The organism is Nocardioides eburneiflavus, assembly GCF_004785795.1.
GTDB classification, from domain to species: domain Bacteria; phylum Actinomycetota; class Actinomycetes; order Propionibacteriales; family Nocardioidaceae; genus Nocardioides; species Nocardioides eburneiflavus.
Genome location: NZ_SRRO01000001.1, coordinates 1,575,645 through 1,592,846 on the forward strand (window position 1 = coordinate 1,575,645; position 17,202 = coordinate 1,592,846).

Annotated in this window: 16 protein-coding genes and 1 tRNA gene; 12 read left to right on the plus strand and 5 right to left on the minus strand. The window is 71.5% G+C overall.

Going from position 1 to position 17,202, the window contains the following annotated elements; all coding sequences use genetic code 11:
- Nucleotides 1-3: 3 nt before the first annotated feature.
- The 3 genes from EXE59_RS07400 to EXE59_RS07410 all read left to right on the plus strand — a co-directional run bounded on the left by EXE59_RS07400 (nt 4) and on the right by EXE59_RS07410 (nt 1,916).
- Complete coding sequence (locus tag EXE59_RS07400; RefSeq protein WP_210428921.1) at nt 4-615, plus strand: GNAT family N-acetyltransferase; 612 nt, start codon at nt 4-6, stop codon at nt 613-615.
- Nucleotides 616-675: 60 nt separating this feature from the next.
- Nucleotides 676-1,629, plus strand: coding sequence for a divisome protein SepX/GlpR (gene sepX, locus EXE59_RS07405; protein WP_135838332.1), 954 nt, complete (start codon nt 676-678; stop codon nt 1,627-1,629).
- A 211-nt stretch (nt 1,630-1,840) separates the two neighbouring features.
- Nucleotides 1,841-1,916 (plus strand) — tRNA-Ala (locus EXE59_RS07410).
- A gap of 136 nt (nt 1,917-2,052) precedes the next feature.
- Here the strand turns inward: EXE59_RS07410 and EXE59_RS07415 are convergent.
- Entirely contained in the window at nt 2,053-2,976 is a 924-nt protein-coding gene (locus EXE59_RS07415) for a LysR family transcriptional regulator (protein WP_135838333.1), read from the minus strand.
- A 118-nt stretch (nt 2,977-3,094) separates the two neighbouring features.
- On the opposite strand from EXE59_RS07415, the gene EXE59_RS07420 reads away from it, so the two are divergent.
- The gene (locus tag EXE59_RS07420) at nt 3,095-3,415 is read left to right on the plus strand and encodes a CBU_0592 family membrane protein (RefSeq protein ID WP_135838334.1); all 321 of its coding nucleotides are present in this window, start codon (nt 3,095-3,097) and stop codon (nt 3,413-3,415) included.
- A 272-nt stretch (nt 3,416-3,687) separates the two neighbouring features.
- On the opposite strand, the gene EXE59_RS07425 is transcribed toward EXE59_RS07420, so the two are convergent.
- From EXE59_RS07425 to EXE59_RS07440, 4 genes are all read right to left on the minus strand, one after another.
- Nucleotides 3,688-4,566 carry a formylglycine-generating enzyme family protein gene (locus EXE59_RS07425; RefSeq protein WP_135838335.1) on the minus strand — a complete coding sequence of 293 codons (879 nt, stop codon included), beginning with the start codon at nt 4,564-4,566 and terminating at the stop codon, nt 3,688-3,690.
- Nucleotides 4,563-6,869 (minus strand): sulfatase-like hydrolase/transferase, encoded by a 2,307-nt coding sequence (locus EXE59_RS07430; protein WP_135838336.1) that lies wholly within the window; start codon nt 6,867-6,869, stop codon nt 4,563-4,565. Before EXE59_RS07430 ends, EXE59_RS07425 begins: the two co-directional genes overlap by 4 nt.
- Before the next feature lie 69 nt (nt 6,870-6,938).
- Nucleotides 6,939-7,469 (minus strand): CGNR zinc finger domain-containing protein, encoded by a 531-nt coding sequence (locus tag EXE59_RS07435; protein ID WP_135838337.1) that lies wholly within the window; start codon nt 7,467-7,469, stop codon nt 6,939-6,941.
- A 25-nt stretch (nt 7,470-7,494) separates the two neighbouring features.
- On the minus strand, nt 7,495-8,238 hold the full coding sequence (locus tag EXE59_RS07440) for an IclR family transcriptional regulator (protein ID WP_168218435.1): 744 nt from the start codon (nt 8,236-8,238) through the stop codon (nt 7,495-7,497).
- A gap of 150 nt (nt 8,239-8,388) precedes the next feature.
- On the opposite strand from EXE59_RS07440, the gene EXE59_RS07445 reads away from it, so the two are divergent.
- From EXE59_RS07445 to EXE59_RS07480, 8 genes are read left to right on the plus strand one after another with little or no spacing between them, the layout of a single operon-like run.
- Nucleotides 8,389-9,981 carry an ABC transporter substrate-binding protein gene (locus EXE59_RS07445; protein WP_210428922.1) on the plus strand — a complete coding sequence of 531 codons (1,593 nt, stop codon included), beginning with the start codon at nt 8,389-8,391 and terminating at the stop codon, nt 9,979-9,981.
- A gap of 19 nt (nt 9,982-10,000) precedes the next feature.
- Complete coding sequence (locus EXE59_RS07450; RefSeq protein ID WP_135838339.1) at nt 10,001-11,038, plus strand: ABC transporter permease; 1,038 nt, start codon at nt 10,001-10,003, stop codon at nt 11,036-11,038.
- Nucleotides 11,035-11,895, plus strand: coding sequence for an ABC transporter permease (locus EXE59_RS07455; RefSeq protein ID WP_210428923.1), 861 nt, complete (start codon nt 11,035-11,037; stop codon nt 11,893-11,895). The genes EXE59_RS07450 and EXE59_RS07455 overlap by 4 nt, the downstream gene beginning before the upstream one ends.
- Nucleotides 11,895-13,697: an ABC transporter ATP-binding protein gene (locus EXE59_RS07460; protein WP_135838340.1), complete on the plus strand. Its 1,803-nt coding sequence runs from the start codon at nt 11,895-11,897 to the stop codon at nt 13,695-13,697. The genes EXE59_RS07455 and EXE59_RS07460 overlap by 1 nt, the downstream gene beginning before the upstream one ends.
- Nucleotides 13,698-13,706: 9 nt before the next feature.
- The gene (locus tag EXE59_RS07465; RefSeq protein ID WP_135838341.1) at nt 13,707-14,861 is read left to right on the plus strand and encodes a serine hydrolase domain-containing protein; all 1,155 of its coding nucleotides are present in this window, start codon (nt 13,707-13,709) and stop codon (nt 14,859-14,861) included.
- Nucleotides 14,858-15,745 (plus strand): beta-keto acid cleavage family enzyme, encoded by an 888-nt coding sequence (locus EXE59_RS07470; protein WP_210428924.1) that lies wholly within the window; start codon nt 14,858-14,860, stop codon nt 15,743-15,745. The genes EXE59_RS07465 and EXE59_RS07470 overlap by 4 nt, the downstream gene beginning before the upstream one ends.
- A 1-nt stretch (nt 15,746) precedes the next feature.
- The gene (locus tag EXE59_RS07475) at nt 15,747-16,685 is read left to right on the plus strand and encodes a 3-hydroxyacyl-CoA dehydrogenase NAD-binding domain-containing protein (RefSeq protein WP_135838342.1); all 939 of its coding nucleotides are present in this window, start codon (nt 15,747-15,749) and stop codon (nt 16,683-16,685) included.
- A 10-nt stretch (nt 16,686-16,695) separates the two neighbouring features.
- Nucleotides 16,696-17,145: a thioesterase family protein gene (locus EXE59_RS07480; protein WP_135838343.1), complete on the plus strand. Its 450-nt coding sequence runs from the start codon at nt 16,696-16,698 to the stop codon at nt 17,143-17,145.
- The last annotated feature ends 57 nt before the right edge of the window (nt 17,146-17,202 follow it).

Consider the following 17,202-nt stretch of genomic DNA (forward strand, 5'->3'; position numbering starts at 1 on the left):
GCCTTGTCCGGCGACGCGCCGGGCTGGCCCGCCCGCCTGGAGTCGGAGGGCGTCGTGGTCCGCGCGCTCCGGCGCGCCGACGCCGACGAGTGGCAGGCCGTGCGGGCGCGCAATCACGACTGGCTGCGCCCGTGGGACGCGACGGTCCCGCCGGGAGCAGCGCCACGTCCGTCGTCCTACAAGGTGGTCACCCGCTCGCTGCTGCAGCAGGCCCGGCAGGGCCTCTGCCTGCCGTTCGTGATCGAGGTCGAGGGACGCTTCTCCGGCCAGGTGACGGTGAGCAACGTCGCGCGCGGGTCGGCGCAGTGGGCGTCGATCGGCTACTGGGTGTCCGCCGACGTCGCGGGGCGCGGGGTCGCGCCCCGCGCGGTGGGAATGGTGATCGACCACTGCCTCGGCCCGGTGCGGCTGCACCGTGTGGAGATCTGCGTCCGCCCCGAGAACACCAACTCGCTGCGGGTCGTGGAGAAGCTCGGCCTCGAGCAGGTCGGGTACGCCCCGCGCTTCCTGCACATCGACGGCGCGTGGCGAGACCACCGGATCTTCGCCGTCACCGCCGAGGAAGCGCCCGAAGGGGTCCTCGCGCGGCTCTCGACACACCAGTCACACCAGTAGTTCTGCGACACACCACTTGACATCCGCCCCGGTTACGCTCCACGCTCCTACGCTTCGGACGTGGACCTGAGCGCTCTCATCTTCGTCGCCCTTGCCGTGGCGTGGGCCGTCTACCTGATCCCCAAGGCCCTCAAGCACCACGACGAGGTCGTCCGCAGCCGTTCCGTCGACAAGTTCTCCCACACCATGCGGGTCCTCGCGCGCCGCGAGCCCGTCGACCGGCGCAACGCGCGCCTCGTCGTCTCGCCGATCCGCGCCTCCCGGCGCCCGCCGGTGGAGACCAAGGCCCACGTGCAGCCCGAGCAGACCAGCGCCGTCACCGAGACGGTCAGCGCGTCCGTGACCACCACCGTGACCCGCGAGGTCACCGTGCCGGTCGCCCGTACGGCGCGCCCGTCGCCCGCGGCCGAGCGTGCCGCCGCGCGTCGGGCTGCCAGGCGCCGCCGCAACGTCCTCGCCCTCGTCCTGCTGGCCAATGCCGTCGTGATCGGCCTGGCCGCGGCGTCCGTCATCACCTGGCCGTGGGTCGCGGCGCCCGTCGCGGTGCTGGTCGCCTGGCTGGTCGCCTGCCGGGTCTCCGTGCGCGCCGAGCGCCGCCAGCGCGCCGCCCGCGCCGCGATCGAGATCGGCCTGCCGCCGCTGGTCGAGGAGGAGCGCGACGACGTCACCGGCGAGCTGCCCGTCACCCCGCCCCAGCCGCGCGTCCCGGCCGTGCCCGTGGCTCCCGAGCCGTCGGAGTCCTCCCCGGCCGCCGACCTCCCGGCGGTGGTGACCGGCGAGATCCCCGTCGTCGGCGGGTGGGACATGGTGCCGACCACGCTCCCGACCTATGTCGGCAAGCCGGCAGCAGCGCGACGTACGGTCTCCACCATCGACCTCGACTCCACCGGTGTCTGGTCCAGCGGCCGCAACGACGAGGACTCCGCCCTCGCCCGCTCCGCCGAGCAGTCCGCGCGGGCCGCCCGCGAGGCCGAGGAGACCGACCGCGAGACCCGGCGCGCCAGCGGCGCCTGAGTCCTCGCTCCTGTGCCGCCCGGCCTGCCCTCGGCGTGCCGCGTCTCCGCTGCCTGAACTTCCACGCGCACGCGTGGAAGTCCAGGGCCGGTCGCTGGTCTCCACGCTGGGGTGCCGATGAAGTTCCACTCGTACGGGTGGAAGTCCATCTGGGGCGATTGGGTGGGCCGCAGAACGCTCGTGTATCTTGGCGTCGCGCCGTGAGGCGCATGGGGCTGTGGCGCAGTTGGTAGCGCGTCTCGTTCGCAATGAGAAGGTCAGGGGTTCGAATCCCCTCAGCTCCACCACGTGTACTCGCAAGAGATCCCAGACAGCCCGGACCCATCTCAGGGTCCGGGCTGTTGCACATTGTCGGGGTGGGTCGAGCGGTCGTGCGTCGTCGTGAGGTGGGCTCGCCACCGCCAGACCGTGTCCCCACCACGCTCACATGCCCGACGACTCGTACGAGAACGCCGCCGCAGCCTCGCGGATCAGAGCCGTGGCCGTGGCCAGGGTGGGGCTGGAGCTGCGGTTGCGCGTGAGGTGGCGAAGGACGACGCGGCGCATGCCGAGGCCGGGGATGTCGAGGATGTCGACGCCCGTGGTCGGGAGGGTCTCGAGTGCGAGCGCCGGGGCCAGTGTCACCCCTTCGCCGGCGGCCACGAGCGCGAGCGCGTTCTGGTAGCTGAAGAACGTGTGCTCCGTCGACTCCGCGCCGCCGAGCTCACGACGCACGCGTCGGTTGGCCTTGGCGCTCGCGGCGGAGGCGTCCAGGCCGAGCCACGGCATCCCGAGTCGGCTCAGGTCGATGACGTCGGAGGTCAGCAGGGCCCCTGCGGGGACCACCAGCTTCCACGGCTCGTCGAGGAGCGGTACGTCGGTGGTGCCGCGTGAAGGTGGGTGGCTCTCCCCGGTGTCGAGCTCGACGGCGATCGCGTCGAGCACACCGGCCCGGAGGCCCCGCATCAGGTCGGCCTCCTCCGCCTCCACCGTCCCGAACCGGAGCGCCGGGTAGCGCTCGCGCCACTCGGGCAGGGCCGGTGCCAGGACCGTGGCGAGGAACGACTGGAAGCCGCCGATCCGGACCGAGCCGCTCACCTCCTCCGACGTCTCTGCCAGCCGGGACCGGGCCACGGCCAGCGCGCGCTCGACGTCCTCGGCCGCCTCGGCCAGGGCCAGTCCGGCCGGTGTCAGCACGCTGCCGGACGGCACCCGGCGCAGCAGCGCGTAGCCCGTCTCGCGCTCGAGCTTGGCCAGCTGCTGGGACACGGCGGAGGCGGTCACCTCGAGCTCGTCGGCGGCGGCCAGCACGCCGCCGTACCGCGCGACGGCGAGCAGGAAGCGAAGTCGGCTGGGGTCGATGCGCATTTTAGCAACGCTAAACCCGGAATGTCCAGAAGTGCAATTGCGCTTACCCCCTTGGAACCTACAGGATTCGCTCGTCGGGCCGACGGTCGGCCGAATGAGGACGACGAGGAAGACGGAAATGATCGCGGCAGCACTGGGGTGGATCGGGACGATCGGCGGCATCGCCGCCTACGTCCTGCTAAGTCGCGGGCACTGGGACGCGATGTCGCTGCGCTACTCCGCCCTGAACGGCCTGGCCGGCCTGCTCGCCGGCACCGCCAGCGCCGTGTACGGCGCCTGGCCCAGCGTCGGCTCGAACCTGCTCTGGACCGCCATCGCCGCGCACTCCGCCTTCACGACGCTGCGCGCCCGGCGTGCCCGCCCGGCTGCGGTGGCGCCCGTGGTGGACCACGAGCCCGAGCCGCCGACCCACCCGCCCCACGCGCTCCTCGCGGCCTGACGGCCGTGACCGGGCCCGGTCGCTAGGCTCGGGCGGTGGTTCCCGCGAGCCCCCCGGACGACGTTCCCTCGCGGGCCACCGCCTGGCCCGCCTGGGTCTACGGCCGGCGGCGTGGCGCTCGACGCGGTCGAGCTCGACGGACCCACCGGTCTCCAGGCCGCGCTGGCCGCGATCCTCGTCGTGCTGGGGCTGCTCGGCGCCGGCGTGGCGTGGCTCCGTTGGGCGGCGCGCTCGCGCTCACGCTGGAGGGCACGGCGGCGACGGGCTGACCGTCACAGGTCGGCCGCCACCCGGAACCCCAAGTTGCCCGCCGTCGAGTCGACGGCGTGCGCCTGCCGGCCCGACACTCGGTACCGACGGCAGTACGACGCGTGGCACAGGTAGGACCCGCCCCGGCTGACGCCGCTCGGGTCCACCTCCGCCCAGCTGCCCGAGCACCACTCCCACACGTTGCCCGTCACGTTGTGCAGGCCGTGCTCGTTGGCCGGGAACGCGTCCGCCGGACAGGTGCCCCGCCAGCCGTCGTCGCCGGTGTCCTCACCGGGGAACGTCCCCTGCCAGACATTCATCCGGTGCTCACCGCCCGGCTTCAGCTCCGAGCCCCAGGGGAAGGGCTGGTCGACGAGTCCACCCCGCGCGGCGTGCTCCCACTCGGCCTCGGTCGGCAGCCGGCCGCCCCACCAGGCGGCGTACGCCTCGGCGTCGCGCCGCGACACGTGCACCACCGGGTGACCGGACCGGTCGGCCAGGTCGGACTGCGGGCCCTCCGGATGGGCCCAGTCGGCGCCGTGCACCTCCCGCCACCACGGTGCGGCGGCGACGCCGCGGGTCGGCGGGAAGTCGTCGGGCAGCAGCCCTCCGAAGACGAACGACCAGCCGAACCGCTCGGGCTCCGTGCGGTGCCCGGTGGCCGCGACGAAGGCCGCGAACTCGGCGTTCGTCACGGCGCACCGGCCGATGGCGTACGGCGCCAGCTCGACCGTCCGGACCGGCCATTCCTCCGGGTGGTCGGGGTCGTCGCTGCCGACCCGGGTCACGCCGCCGGCGAGCCGCACCAGCCCGTCCCACGAGTCGCCGTCCCGGCGACCGGTCACCGCTGCCGCGGGTGGCGCCGCGTCGTCCCGACCCGAGGGGGTGCAGCACCCGCTCATTGGTGGACCATCACCTGGTGCTCGCGGTCGTCGTCACTGCCGGGGTCGGCCACCTCGTCGAGGTCGAACCGGACCCGGTGGATCAGTCCCTCGAACGCGTTGCGCACCGGCAGGTAGTCGTCCACCACCGGCGTCCCCCGGTCGACGCCGACGTTGAAGGTCTCGTCGAAGGAGAAGTAGTACGCCGTGGTCACCGGGATCCGACCGGTGCCGACGACGGCCCCGTCCACCTCGAGCGACACGTCGGCCCCGCTGCCCGGAGGGCCGCCGTCGTAGGTGAAGCGGACGACGAGGTCGTGCCGGCCGGGCGCCATCGGCTTGCCGCCGCGCACGACGGTGAGGTCGCGACCGAGGTAGTTGTAGGCGTAGTGCGGGACGCCGTTGACGACGTACAGCGACCAACCGCCGAACCGGCCGCCCTGCGCCACGACCACGCCGTCGGTGCCCGTGACGACCTCGAGGTCGGCGGTGATGGCGTGCGAGCGGTTCTTCACGTTCGGGGCGGCCTCCTCGGTCAGCCGGCCGACCCGCGGTCCGAACGACAGCGAGGACCGGCCCAGGTGGAGATCGAGCCGGCCGGCGACGTCGGGGTTCTCCCGTTCGGTGACCCGGTCGTCGAGCGGGAAGACGTGGTGCTTCTCGGCCTCCCTGTCGAAGATGCGCTGGAGGTCGGCGAGCCGCTCGGGGTGCTCGGCCGCCAGGTCGCGGGCCTGGCTCCAGTCGGCGCCGTGGTCGTAGAGCTCCCAACGGTCCTGCTCGAAGGGGCGGTCGGAGGTGTGTACCATCTCCCAGGGGATGCCGTGACGGGTCACCGCCGTCCAGCCCTCGTGGTAGACGCCGCGGTTGCCGATCATCTCGAAGTACTGCGTGGTTCGGCGGTCCGGCGCTGCCGGGTCGTCGAACGAGTAGGCGAGGCTGGTCCCCTCGATCGGCTGCTGCGCCACCCCGCCGTACATCTCCGGGGCGGGGAGCCCCGCCGCCTCCAGGATCGTCGGGACCACGTCGATCACGTGGTGCCACTGGTGGCGGACCTCGCCCCTGGCCTGGATCCCGTTGCCCCAGCGGACGATCATCCCGTCCCGCGTGCCTCCGAGGTGGGCGAGCTGCTTGGTCCAGGGGTACGGCGTGTTCATCGCGAGTGCCCACCCGACTGGGTAGATGGCGTACGTCGAGGGGTCGCCCAGCGTGTCGAGCCGGGCCGCCATGTCGGCGGTCTCGTCCTGGATGCCGTGGCCGACGAGATGCTCGCGGAACGTGCCGCGCGGCCCGCCCTCGCCGGAGGCCCCGTTGTCGCCGAGCAGGTAGAAGATCAGCGTGTCGTCGAGGACGCCCATGTCCTCCAACGCGTCGACCAGCCGGCCGACCTGGGCGTCGGTGTGCTCGGCGAACCCGGCGTAGGTCTCCATGAAGCGGGCCGCCACCCGCTGCTCGATCTCGTCGAGGTCGTCCCAGTGGGGGACACCCTCGGCCCACGGGGCGAGCTCGGTCGTCTCCGGCACGAGGCCGAGCTCCTTCTGCCGGGCGAGGGTCGCCTCGCGCTGCGCGTCCCAGCCGACGTCGAAGCGTCCGGCGTACTTGTCGCGCCACTCCGCCGCGACGTGGAACGGGGCGTGGGTCGCGCCGAAGGCGACGTAGGTGAAGAACGGCCGCTCGGGGGTGATCGCCTGCTGGTTCTCGATCCAGGAGATCGCCTTCTCGACGAGGTCCTCGGACAGGTGGTAGCCGTCCTCGGGCAGCTTGTCCGGCTCGACGGCGTAACGGCCCTGGTAGAGCTGCGGGTACCAGTGGTTCATCTCCGCGCCCATGAAGCCGTAGAAGTAGTCGAAGCCCTCCCCCATGGGCCAGCGCTGGAACGGCCCGGACGGGCTGACCTCCACGGGCGGGGTCTGGTGCCACTTGCCGACGGCCGCGGTGCAGTAGCCGTTGCCGCCGAGGATCTGCGCGATGGTCGCCGCGCTCGCGGGACGGTAGCCGTGGTAGCCGGGCTCCGGCGTCGACATCTCGCTGGTCACGCCCATCCCGACCGAGTGGTGGTTGCGGCCGGTCATCAGCGCCTGCCGGGTCGGGCTGCAGAGCGACGTGACGTGGAACCGGCTGTAGCGCAGCCCCTCGTCGGCGAGCCGCTGGGCGGTGGGCATCTCGCACGGGCCGCCGTACGGCGACGAGGCGCCGAATCCCATGTCGTCGATCAGCACGACGACCACGTTCGGGGCGCCGCGCCCGGCCGACACCGGCCGAATCGGGCGGGCCGAGGTGTCGACGTCGAGGGGAAGCCTGGTGCGGTCGGGGTGCTCGTCGGTCACGGTGCGGCGTTCCTCCGGGCTCGGGCGGTTCGTGGGTTCACTGTGGCGGCGGCACGGGCGGGTTGGCAATCAGCGCTGGCGGGCTCGGTACGCCGCCACCGCGGCCCGGTTGCTGCAGGAGGGGCCGCAGAAGATCTTGGAGCGGTTGCGCGAGAGGTCGAGCACCACGCTCTCGCAGTCGTCCCGGGCGCAGATGCCCAGTCGCGACATCTCGTCGGTGCGGATGACGTCGACCATGGCCATCGCGGTCTCGGCGGCGATCCGCTCGGCGAACGGCGTCTCGGGGTCGACCACGTGAATGTGCCAGTCGTGCTCGCCATGCCGGACGAGCCTCGGTGTCGCCTCCGCGCGCTGCAGCAGGTCGTTGACGATCGCCACCGCGCGGTCCCGGTCGGCGGTGAGCAGCTCGCGCAGCCGCGGCCTCAGGGCACGGACCTCCGCGAGCTCGGCCTCGTCGCCGTCGTGCCGACCGGTGTAGCCGAACTGCGTCCGGAACTCCTCGAGCTCGGCCGACGACGTGAGCGTGTCGGGCGGCTCCGCGGAGTTGACCAGCGAGACCGCTGCCAGCAGCGACGTCTCGGTGTCATGCGCGAAAGCCACCCTGACACTGTACGGTTTCCCGTCGCTACCCGGACGTCCGTCGCCCGGCGATCTCGGCCGCGCCGCCGATCGCGAGCGCCCCGAGGTCCGCGAACCGGTCCTCGCCGAGGCGCTCGCTCGGCCCCCACACGCTGACGACCGCGACCGGGTGTCCCGCCAGGTCGAGCACCGGCGCAGAGACGCCCCAGGCCGTGCTCTCGAACTCGCCGCGGCAGACGGCGTACCCGCGCTCGCGGGTCACTGCGAGCTCCTCCTCGAGCCTGCTGAGCGACGTGACGGTCGACGGCGTGTAGCGGGGCAGACGCTGACCGTGCGGTAGCCGCAGCAGCGGCCGCAGCTCCGCCGGGTGGGAGAACGCCAGGAGGACCTTCCCTGTCGACGTCGCGTGCAGGGCGACCTCGCGGCCCTGCCACCCGGCCGCCACCACCGTGTCGGCCGTCGCCTCGGCGACGTAGGTCAGCGCTCCTCCGCGGACGACGGCGAGGGCCGCGGTCTCGCGGGCCTCGGCGGCCAGCCGCTGGAGCACGACGCGTGCGGACCGAGCCAGGGTGACGCCGTCGGCCTGGCCGGCGAGGTCGATCAGGCCGAAACCGAGGGAGTACGTGCCGGTGTCCGCGTCGAAGCTCACCAGCCGCTCCCCCTCGAGCGTGGCCAGGATCCGCCAGGTCGTCGTGCGGTTCAGCCCCACGGTCGCGGCCAGGGCGCTCGCCGTCGCCGCGGACCCGGTCGCCGCCGCCACCGCGCGGAGAACCGCTGCGGCTCGCTCCACCGACTGGACACGCGTCGACCCGGCACGCCTACCCGAAGTTGATGACAGCCGGGTGACCGATTCGGCTGACTCATTGACCGGCACAACCCACCACCTTTATGTTGCCTAGATCACATCACACGTTCGCATAGCGCGACAGGGAGTCACGAAGTGAACCAGATCTCTCGCCGCCATCTGGAAATCTCCCGCCGGCAGCTGCTCCGGTACTCCGGCGTCAGTGCCGCTGCCGTCGCCGGCAGCGGGCTCCTCGCCGCCTGTGGAGGTGACGGTGACGGCGGCGGCGGGGGCGGCGGCGGTGGCCCGCAGCGCTCGGGCGGCATCCTGATCCACGGCGCGACGGGCGGTGGCAGCAAGGACACGCTCGACCCGCACGCGCCGGTCCAAGCCGCGGACATCGCCCGGTGCAACAACCTCTACGAGCCTCTGCTGTTCTGGAACAACAACTACGAGCTCGAACCGGCGCTTGCCGAGTCGGTCGAGCCCTCCGCAGACGCTGTGACGTGGACCATCAAGATGCGTGGAGGCGTCACGTTCCACAACGGCAAGACGGTCACCGCCGACGACGCGTGGAAGAGCATCCAGCGCGTGGCCAATCCGAAGGCGCCGCTCTCGGCCGGTGGTCAGCTCTCGCAGATCATCGACTTCCAGTCGAGCAAGGTCGTCGACGAGACGACGCTCGAGCTGGTGCTGAACACGCCGTACGCGATCCTCGACTCGCTGCTGGCGGAGTACACGCTCGGGATCATCCCCGGCGGCGAGTTCGACCCCAGCAACCCGGTCGGCACAGGCGCGTTCGCCTACAAGTCGTTCGAGGCCGGCAAGACCAGCACCTTCACCAGGTACGCCGACTACTGGGGCGACGCGGCATTTGTCGACGAGCTGCAGATCCAGGACTTCGCCGACGACAGCTCCAAGGTCAACGCGTTGCAGTCCGGCCAGATCCACACCGTCGACAACCTGCCCTACAACCTGATCGACACGATCAAGGGCGCCGGTGGTGGTGTGCTCATCGCCGAGGGCGGTCAATGGGTGCCCTTCACGATGCGCGTGGACCAGGCGCCGTTCAACGACGTCAAGGTCCGCCAGGCGATGCGACTGATCGTCGACCGGCAGCAGATGATCGACCAGACCCTGAGCGGCTACGGCACCCTGGGCAACGACATGTACGCCCCGCTCGACGTCGCGTACGCCAGCGACCTGCCCCAGCGCGAGCAGGACATCGACCAGGCCAAGTCCCTCCTGGCGTCCGCGGGCGCGGAGGGGCTGCAGGTCGAGCTCTTCACCGGCGACGACATCGGGTCGGTTGCCGTCCCAGCCGCGAACCTGTTCGCCGAGCAGGCGAAAGCGGCCGGCGTCGATGTCAAGGTCACCAAGAAGACGCCGTTCTACGACGACAACTACCTCTCCTACACGTTCGCGCAGGACTTCTGGAACACCCGCAACTACATCCCGCAGGCCGTGGTCGGAACCTTCCCGCCCGACCAGGGCGGCACCTACAACGAGACGCACTGGGACAACCAGGAGCACCGGGACCTCGTCAACGCCGCGGCCCAGGAGACCGATGAGGCCAAGCGGGCCGAGCTGCTCCACGACGCCCAGGAGATCGAGTACAACGAGGGCGGCCTGATCATCTGGGGCTTCCGGCAGCAGGTCGACGGGTACGGCGCCAATGTCCAGGGTCTGGAGCCGAGCAAGTACCTCCCGCTCGGCAACTACAAGTTCCAGCACGTCTCGGTCCAGTAGGGCCGGCCGGGATCCTGGCATGACTGACGTTGCGACAGCCCTGCAAGATCCGCTCGAGGAGGTCGCCCCGCCCAAGGGCCAGCACGGAGCGGCGGCCTGGGCCATCTGGCTCGCCCGCCGGCTCGGGCTGGCGGTGCTGACGCTGTGGCTCGTCTCGGTCCTGACCTTCATGGCCACGGCCGCGCTGGGCGACCCGGTCCGCGCGATCCTCGGCCGCGACTACAACTCCAACCCCGGCCGGGTCGCCGAGCTGGAGGCGCTGCTCGGCACTGACCAGTCGCTCGTGTCGCGCTACTTCGACTGGCTCGGCGGGCTGTTGACGGGTGACCTGGGCGTGTCCCTGGCCAACTCGTTGCCCGTCGGCGGCCAGATCTCGAGCAGCGTGGTCAACTCCGCGGTGCTGGTGGCCCTGTCGGCGGCGGTGATGATCCCGCTGGCGTTCGCCGTCGCGATGATCTCGACGCACTACCGCCGCAAGCGGCCCGACACCGTGATCCAGACGATCCTGCTGGCGATGGCCGGCCTGCCGGAGTTCGTGATCGGCGTGCTCCTGATCGCGCTGTTCGCGACGACGGTGTCGCAGGTGCTGCCCGCGGTCACCCTGGTGCCGCTCGGCGGGAGCCCGTGGGACGAGCCGAAGAGCATGGTCCTGCCGACGGTGACGCTGGTGCTCTGGGTGGCGCCGTACGTCTCGCGGATCGTGCGGGCCTCGCTGCTCGAGGTGATCGACAGCGACTACGTCGAGCTGGCGCGGCTCAAGGGCATCCCCGAGAAGGTCGTGATGCGCAGGCACGCGCTGCTCAACGCCATCGTGCCCGGCATCCAGGTGATCGCGCTCCAGCTGGCCTTCCTGGCCGGCGGTGTCGTCGTCGTCGAGACGCTCTTCTCCTACCCCGGGATCGGCCGCCAGCTCGTCGACTCGGTCCGCAACCACGATGTGGCGATGGTGCAGGCGCTGAGCATGATCATCGCTGGCGTGTACGTCGTGGTGAACCTGGTCGCGGACCTCCTGTCCATCCTGTTGACCCCACGCGCGAGGACGGCGATCTCGTCATGAGTGCAGAGGCAGCGACCCTGCCGCCCATCGAGCCGGCCGACCCCTCGACGTTCCGCAAGGCGATGAAGCAGAAGCGCTTCGTCGCCGGCGGGACGATCACGCTGCTCCTGGTGGCGTTCGCGATCTTCGGCCCCTACCTCGCCCCCTTCGGCGAGTCGGAGGTGGCCGGGCCACCCTTCAGCGACGAGGGGCTGCTCGGCACCGACTACCTCGGCTCCGACGTCCTCAGTCGGGTCATGTACGGCGGTCGGACGATCCTCGTGATCGCGCTCCTCGGCACCCTGCTCGGCATGGCGCTCGGCATCCTCATCGGTGTCGTCGCGGCCTACGCCGGGGGCTGGTGGGACGAGATCATCATGCGCGGCAACGACGTCATCCTGTCGTTCCCCCAGATCCTGCTCGCACTGCTCGTGCTCACCGCCCTCCAGCGGCCGACGGCCTGGATCCTGATCGTGCTGGTCGGCGTCTCGCACGCCCCGCGCGTGGCCCGGCTGGCCCGTGGCGTGGCGCTCGGCATCGTGTCGCGGGACTTCGTGATCGCGGCCGAGGCGCTGGGTGAGAAGCGCAGCCGGGTGGTCCTCGCCGAGGTGCTCCCGAACATGAACGCACCGCTGCTGGCCGAGGGCGGGCTGCGGCTCACCTTCTCGATCGGCTTCGTCGGCTCCCTCGGCTTCCTCGGGTTCTCCGCCAACCCGGGCGCGGCCAACTGGGGCCAGATGATCCGCGAGAACCAGCTCGGGCTCCCGACGCAGCCGTGGGCGGTCCTGGCGCCGGTGATCATCATCGCGATCTTCTGCATCGGTACCAACCTGATGGCCGACGGCATCGCGCAGGTCGCCCAACGAGGAGAGAGCTGATGACCGCCAGCCCCGAGCTCGTCGGCCTCGAGAAACAGGGTGCCGGCCTGGTGGTCCAGGACCTCGGCGTGAGGCTCACCGGGAAGCCGGTCGACGTCGTCGACGACATCGACCTGGTCCTCGCGCCCGGCGAGGTCGTCGGTCTGGTCGGCGAGTCCGGCTCGGGCAAGACGACCGTCGGCACCTCGCTGCTCGGCTACTCGCGCGCCGGTGCGTTCATCTCCTCGGGCAAGGTGCTCCTCGAGGAGCGCGACGTCCTCTCGATGCACTGGCGCGAGATGCGGCAGGTGCGCGGTGAGGAGATCGCGTACGTCCCGCAGGACCCGGCCTCCGCGCTCAACCCGAGCATCCGGATCGGCAAGCAGCTCGTCGAGCTGCTCGAGCTGCGCGGCATCGGGACGAAGGAGTCGCGGTTGCAGGGTGCCCGGGACGGGCTCGCCGAGGTCGGCCTGCCCAGCGACGACGAGTTCCTGAGCCGCTACGCCCACCAGCTGTCCGGCGGCCAGGTGCAGCGGGTCGCGCTCGCGATGGCGTTCCTGCCGAAGCCCAAGGTGCTGGTGCTCGACGAGCCGACCACCGGCCTCGATGTGACCACCCAGGCGATGGTCCTCCAGACCATGGCGGTGCTGTGCAGGACCCACGGCGTCAGCGCGCTGTACGTCACCCACGACCTGGCGGTCGTCGCGAACATCGCCGACCGGGTCGCCGTGATGTACGCCGGCCAGATCGTGGAGCTCGGGCCCAAGGAGGCCATGTTCAACGCGCCGGCGCACCCCTACACCCGCGCGCTGCTGGACTCGATCCCGCACCTGAGCCAGGCCCGGGCGCTCACCGGCATCCCCGGCCGGACACCGGCCCCGGGGGCCCGCCCGTCGGGATGTCGCTTCAACGACCGGTGCGAGTTCGCGATCGACGAGTGCCGCGGCGACGTACCGGCGCTGCTCCCGATCGCCGACAACCACGACGTGCGCTGCATCAGGGCTCGCGACATCGGATCGTGGGACATCTCCCGCGGCACGGTCCCGGACGCCGACCCCGACAAGGCACGCGAGGTCATCCTCTCCGTGGAGGGGCTCAACGTCTTCTACGGACGCAAGCACGTCGTCCACGACGTGAGCTTCGACCTGGCCACGGCCGAGGTGGTCGCGCTGGTGGGCGAGTCCGGCTCGGGGAAGACCACCATCTCCCGCTCGATCGGAGGGCTCCACAAGGACTGGACCGGAGTCATCCGCTTCGACGGCGACGAGCTCGCCAAGGGTGCGCGTCAGCGCAGCGCGGTGAACCGCAAGCGGCTGCAGTACATCTTCCAGAACCCCTACCTGTCGCTGAACCCGCGGCTCACGATCGAGCAGATCGTCAAGCGCCCGATGGAGCTCTTCGGGCTCGCCAAGGGCAAGGAGGCCACCGACCGGGCCGTCGACCTGCTCGACCAGGTCGCGCTCGGGCCGAGGATGCTGCGCTACCAGGCCAGTCGGCTCTCCGGAGGTGAGCGGCAGCGGGTCGCGATCGCCCGGGCGCTCGCCGCCGAGCCCGACGTGATGATCTGCGACGAGATCACCTCGGCGCTCGACGTGTCTGTCCAGGGCTCGATCGTGGAGCTCCTGGAAGGACTGCGGCAGTCGCGCGGGATCAGCATGGTGTTCGTGACCCACAACCTCGCCCTGGTGCGCTCGATCGCGGCCCGGGTGGAGATCCTCCAGCAGGGCCGGGTCGTCGAGGCCGGAGCGGTGGTCGATGTCATGGACAACCCGCGGGAGGACTACACCCGCAGCCTGCTGGACAACAGCCCGAGGATCGACTGAGGTCCCGCGGTGCCCGCCTCCATCGTGGGGTCCCGGCTCTCCGGCCTCAGGTTCAGCGACCCCCAGGACGACCCGGGCTGGTCGCACGTCGTCGTGCCCGGGACCAGTGGCGCCGCGCTCGCCGCCGCTGCCCGGCCGATCGAGACGGAGATCACCGGCGCCGGTCGCACCCGCGGGCTGGACGAGTGGGTCGAGGAGACCTGGACGACGTCCCTCCTGGTCCTCGACCGCGGCACCGTCGTCCACGAGTGGTACGCCGACGGGCTGGGTCCGCGCACCCGCTTCCTGGGTGCGTCGATGACGAAGTCGGCTCTCGCCCACCTAGTCGGGAGGGCGGTCACGGACGGTGACCTGGCGCTGGACGACCTCATCCGCGTGCACGTGCCCGAGCTCGCCGGCACCGGATACGACGGGACCCGCGTGGTCGACGTCCTCACCATGACCTCGGGTGTCGACTGGGCGGAGGACCACCGCGACCCCGGCTCGCTCGCCTCGCGGCTGCTCGGCTGCTTCGCCGACGGCGGGGACTCACGGGCGCTGCTGGACCACGTCGGCCCGGGGACGGTCGCGGGCACCCGCTACGCGTACTGCACCGCGGACTCCCAGGTGCTCGACTGGGTGCGCGAGCGTGCGACCGGTCGGACCTTCTCGGACGACCTCACCCGGCTGTGGGCCGACCTCGGCTGTGCCGACGACGCCTGCGTCGGAATCGACGGTCGAGGGGTCGCCCTGGCCGGTGGCGCGCTGGCCGCCACCGCCCGCGACTGGGCGCGGCTCGCGATGCTGGCCGTCGACGGCACCACGCCCGAGGGGCGGCGGCTGCTGGCCGGGTCGTGGGCGGACGAGGCCGCGCGGCCGGCGTACCCGTTCACCGCGCCGGGTCGGCTGCCGAGCACCCTGACCACGCACGCCGGGTTCGGCTACCACTGGTGGCCGCTGGACGCCGAGGGGCACCGGCTGGTCGCCGACGGCAGTCGTGGCCAGCTCGCGGCCGTCGACCGACGGACCCGCGCGGTCGTGGTGAAGACGTCGCGGTGGCCCTACGACGACCCTTGGGTCGACCGCCAGTACCGCGACCTCAGCTATCTCGGGCTACACGCCCTGCTGGACGCCGTCGAACCCCGTGACGGAGAACCCCACACCGAAGGAGAGGCACGACCGTGAACCGCAACGTCATGATCACCTGCGCCCTGACGGGAGCCGGCGACACCGTCGGTCGGTCCGAGCACGTGCCCGTCACCCCCGAACAGATCGCCGAGTCGGGCATCGCCGCCGCCCTCGCCGGGGCGACGATCGTCCACATCCACGTCCGTGACCCCGAGACGGGCAAGGGGTCACGCAACGTCGCCTACTACCGCGAGGTCGTCGAGCGGATCCGCGCGTCCGACGTCGACGTCATCGTCAACACCACCGCGGGCATGGGCGGAGACCTCGTGCTCGACCCCCACGACCCGACGACGTTCCTCGAGGGCACCGACCTGGTCAGTGGGGTCGACCGGCTGCCGCACGTCGAGGAGCTGCTGCCGGACATCTGCACGCTCGACTGCGGCAGCCTCAACTTCGGCGAGGGCAGCCTCGTCTACGTGAGCACGCCGGACATGCTGCGAGAGGGGGCCAAGAAGATCCAGGAGCTCGGCGTCCGTTGCGAGATGGAGATCTTCGACACGGGGCACCTGTGGTTCGCCAAGCAGCTGGTCGAGGAGGGCCTGATCGACGCGCCGGCGATGTACCAGCTGTGCATGGGCATCCCGTACGGCGCACCGGCCGACCCCGGCACGCTGGCCGCGATGGTCAACCAGCTCCCCGAGGGCGCGGTCTGGGCGTCGTTCGCGCTCGGGCCGATGCAGATGCCGTGGGTGGCGCAGTCGATCCTGCTCGGCGGTCACGTGCGGGTCGGGCTCGAGGACAACCTGTACCTGCGCAAGGGCGTCAAGGCAACCAACGCGCAGCTGGTCGAGCAGGCGCGGACGATCGTCGAGGCGATGGGCGCGAGGGTCGCAACCCCGGACGAGGGCCGGGAGATCCTGCAGCTGAAGGCCAGGTCCTGACATGCGTCCTGCTCCCGAGGAGGTTCGCACCGTCGTCTGCGCCGGGACCGGCGTGATCGGCGGCGGCTGGGTCGCCTACTTCCTCTCACGCGGCTTCCGGGTGGTCGGGTGGGACCCCGGGAGCGGCGCCGAGGACCGGCTCCGCCACCTCGTCGACGCCGCGTGGCCGGCACTCACCGAGCTCGGCCTCGCCGACGGCGCCGACCGCGCGAACCTGGTGTACGAGCCCGACCTGCCCGCCGCGTGCGCCCAGGCCGACTTCGTGCAGGAGAGCGCGCCCGAGGACCTCGACCTCAAGCGCCGACTGCTCGCCGACATCGATGCCGCCACCCCCGAGGGCGTGGTGATCTCGTCGTCGACGTCGGGCTACGCCATGACCGACATGCAGACCGAGTGCACCCACCCCGGGCGCACGGTGGTCGGGCACCCGTTCAACCCGCCGTACCTCATCCCACTGGTCGAGGTGGTCGGCGGCAAGCTCACCGACCCGGACACGGTGGCGTGGACCTCGGAATTCTTCCGTCTGGCTGGCAAGTCGGTGATCGCGATGGACCACGAGGTCCCCGGCTTCATCGCCAACCGGTTGCAGGAGGCGCTGTGGCGCGAGGCGCTCCACATGGTGGCGGCCGGTGAGGCGACCGTCGAGCAGATCGACCTCTCGATCACCGACGGGCCGGGGCTCCGGTGGCCGGTCCACGGACCGATGCTGACGTTCCACCTGGCGGGCGGGCAGGGCGGGATGGCGCACATGCTGGACCACTTCGGCCCGTCGCTGCTCTCCCCGTGGACCCGGCTCGAGGCGGCCGAGCTCACCCCCGAGCTGCGCGACGCCGTGGTCGCCGGCTGTGACCGTGAAGCCGGCGACCGCACCATCGACGACCTCGTGGCGGAGCGGGACCGCGGCGTCATCGCCGTGCTGCGGGCGCTGGGCCGGGCATGAACGGCCCGGCGTGACGTTCTCGGTGTGGCGCGAGCCGGTCCAGGACGCCTGGATCGACTACAACGGCCACCTCTCGGAGCCGTACTACGTGCTGGTGATGGGGCATGCGACCGACGCCGTGATGGACGCCATCGGGCTCGGCCCGGCGTACCGCTCCGAGAATGACGCCTCGCTCTACACGGTGGAGGCACACGTGCGGTACCTCGAGGAGGTCTCGCCAGGCGGCGAGATCGAGGTGCGCTCGTCGATCATCGGTGTCGCGCCGAAGCTGCTGTGGATCTGGCACGAGCTGTGGGTGGCCGACCGGCTGCGCGCCACGGAGGAGGTGCTTGGCGTGCACGTTCGCGGCGGCTCGTCCGCGCCGCTACCCGACGGCGTCGCAGCCGTTGCCCGGGATGCCTGCGTGACCCCGCCCGCGGAGGCGGGCCGGCGGATCGGGCCGATCCCGGCGCACAGGTGAGAGGCCGGTCCCCGCAGAGACCGACGCCTCGAACTGGTTGAGAAGGTCAGGGGTGCG

Bases quoted from the DNA above. Each gene is read 5' to 3' on its own strand.
- EXE59_RS07415 (WP_135838333.1), bottom strand. From the start codon at position 2,976: ATGCGCATCGACCCCAGCCGACTTCGCTTCCTGCTCGCCGTCGCGCGG.
- EXE59_RS07420 (WP_135838334.1), top strand. From the start codon at position 3,095: ATGATCGCGGCAGCACTGGGGTGGATCGGGACGATCGGCGGCATCGCC.
- EXE59_RS07425 (WP_135838335.1), bottom strand. From the start codon at position 4,566: ATGAGCGGGTGCTGCACCCCCTCGGGTCGGGACGACGCGGCGCCACCC.
- EXE59_RS07450 (WP_135838339.1), top strand. From the start codon at position 10,001: ATGACTGACGTTGCGACAGCCCTGCAAGATCCGCTCGAGGAGGTCGCC.
- EXE59_RS07455 (WP_210428923.1), top strand. From the start codon at position 11,035: ATGAGTGCAGAGGCAGCGACCCTGCCGCCCATCGAGCCGGCCGACCCC.
- EXE59_RS07460 (WP_135838340.1), top strand. From the start codon at position 11,895: ATGACCGCCAGCCCCGAGCTCGTCGGCCTCGAGAAACAGGGTGCCGGC.
- EXE59_RS07475 (WP_135838342.1), top strand. From the start codon at position 15,747: ATGCGTCCTGCTCCCGAGGAGGTTCGCACCGTCGTCTGCGCCGGGACC.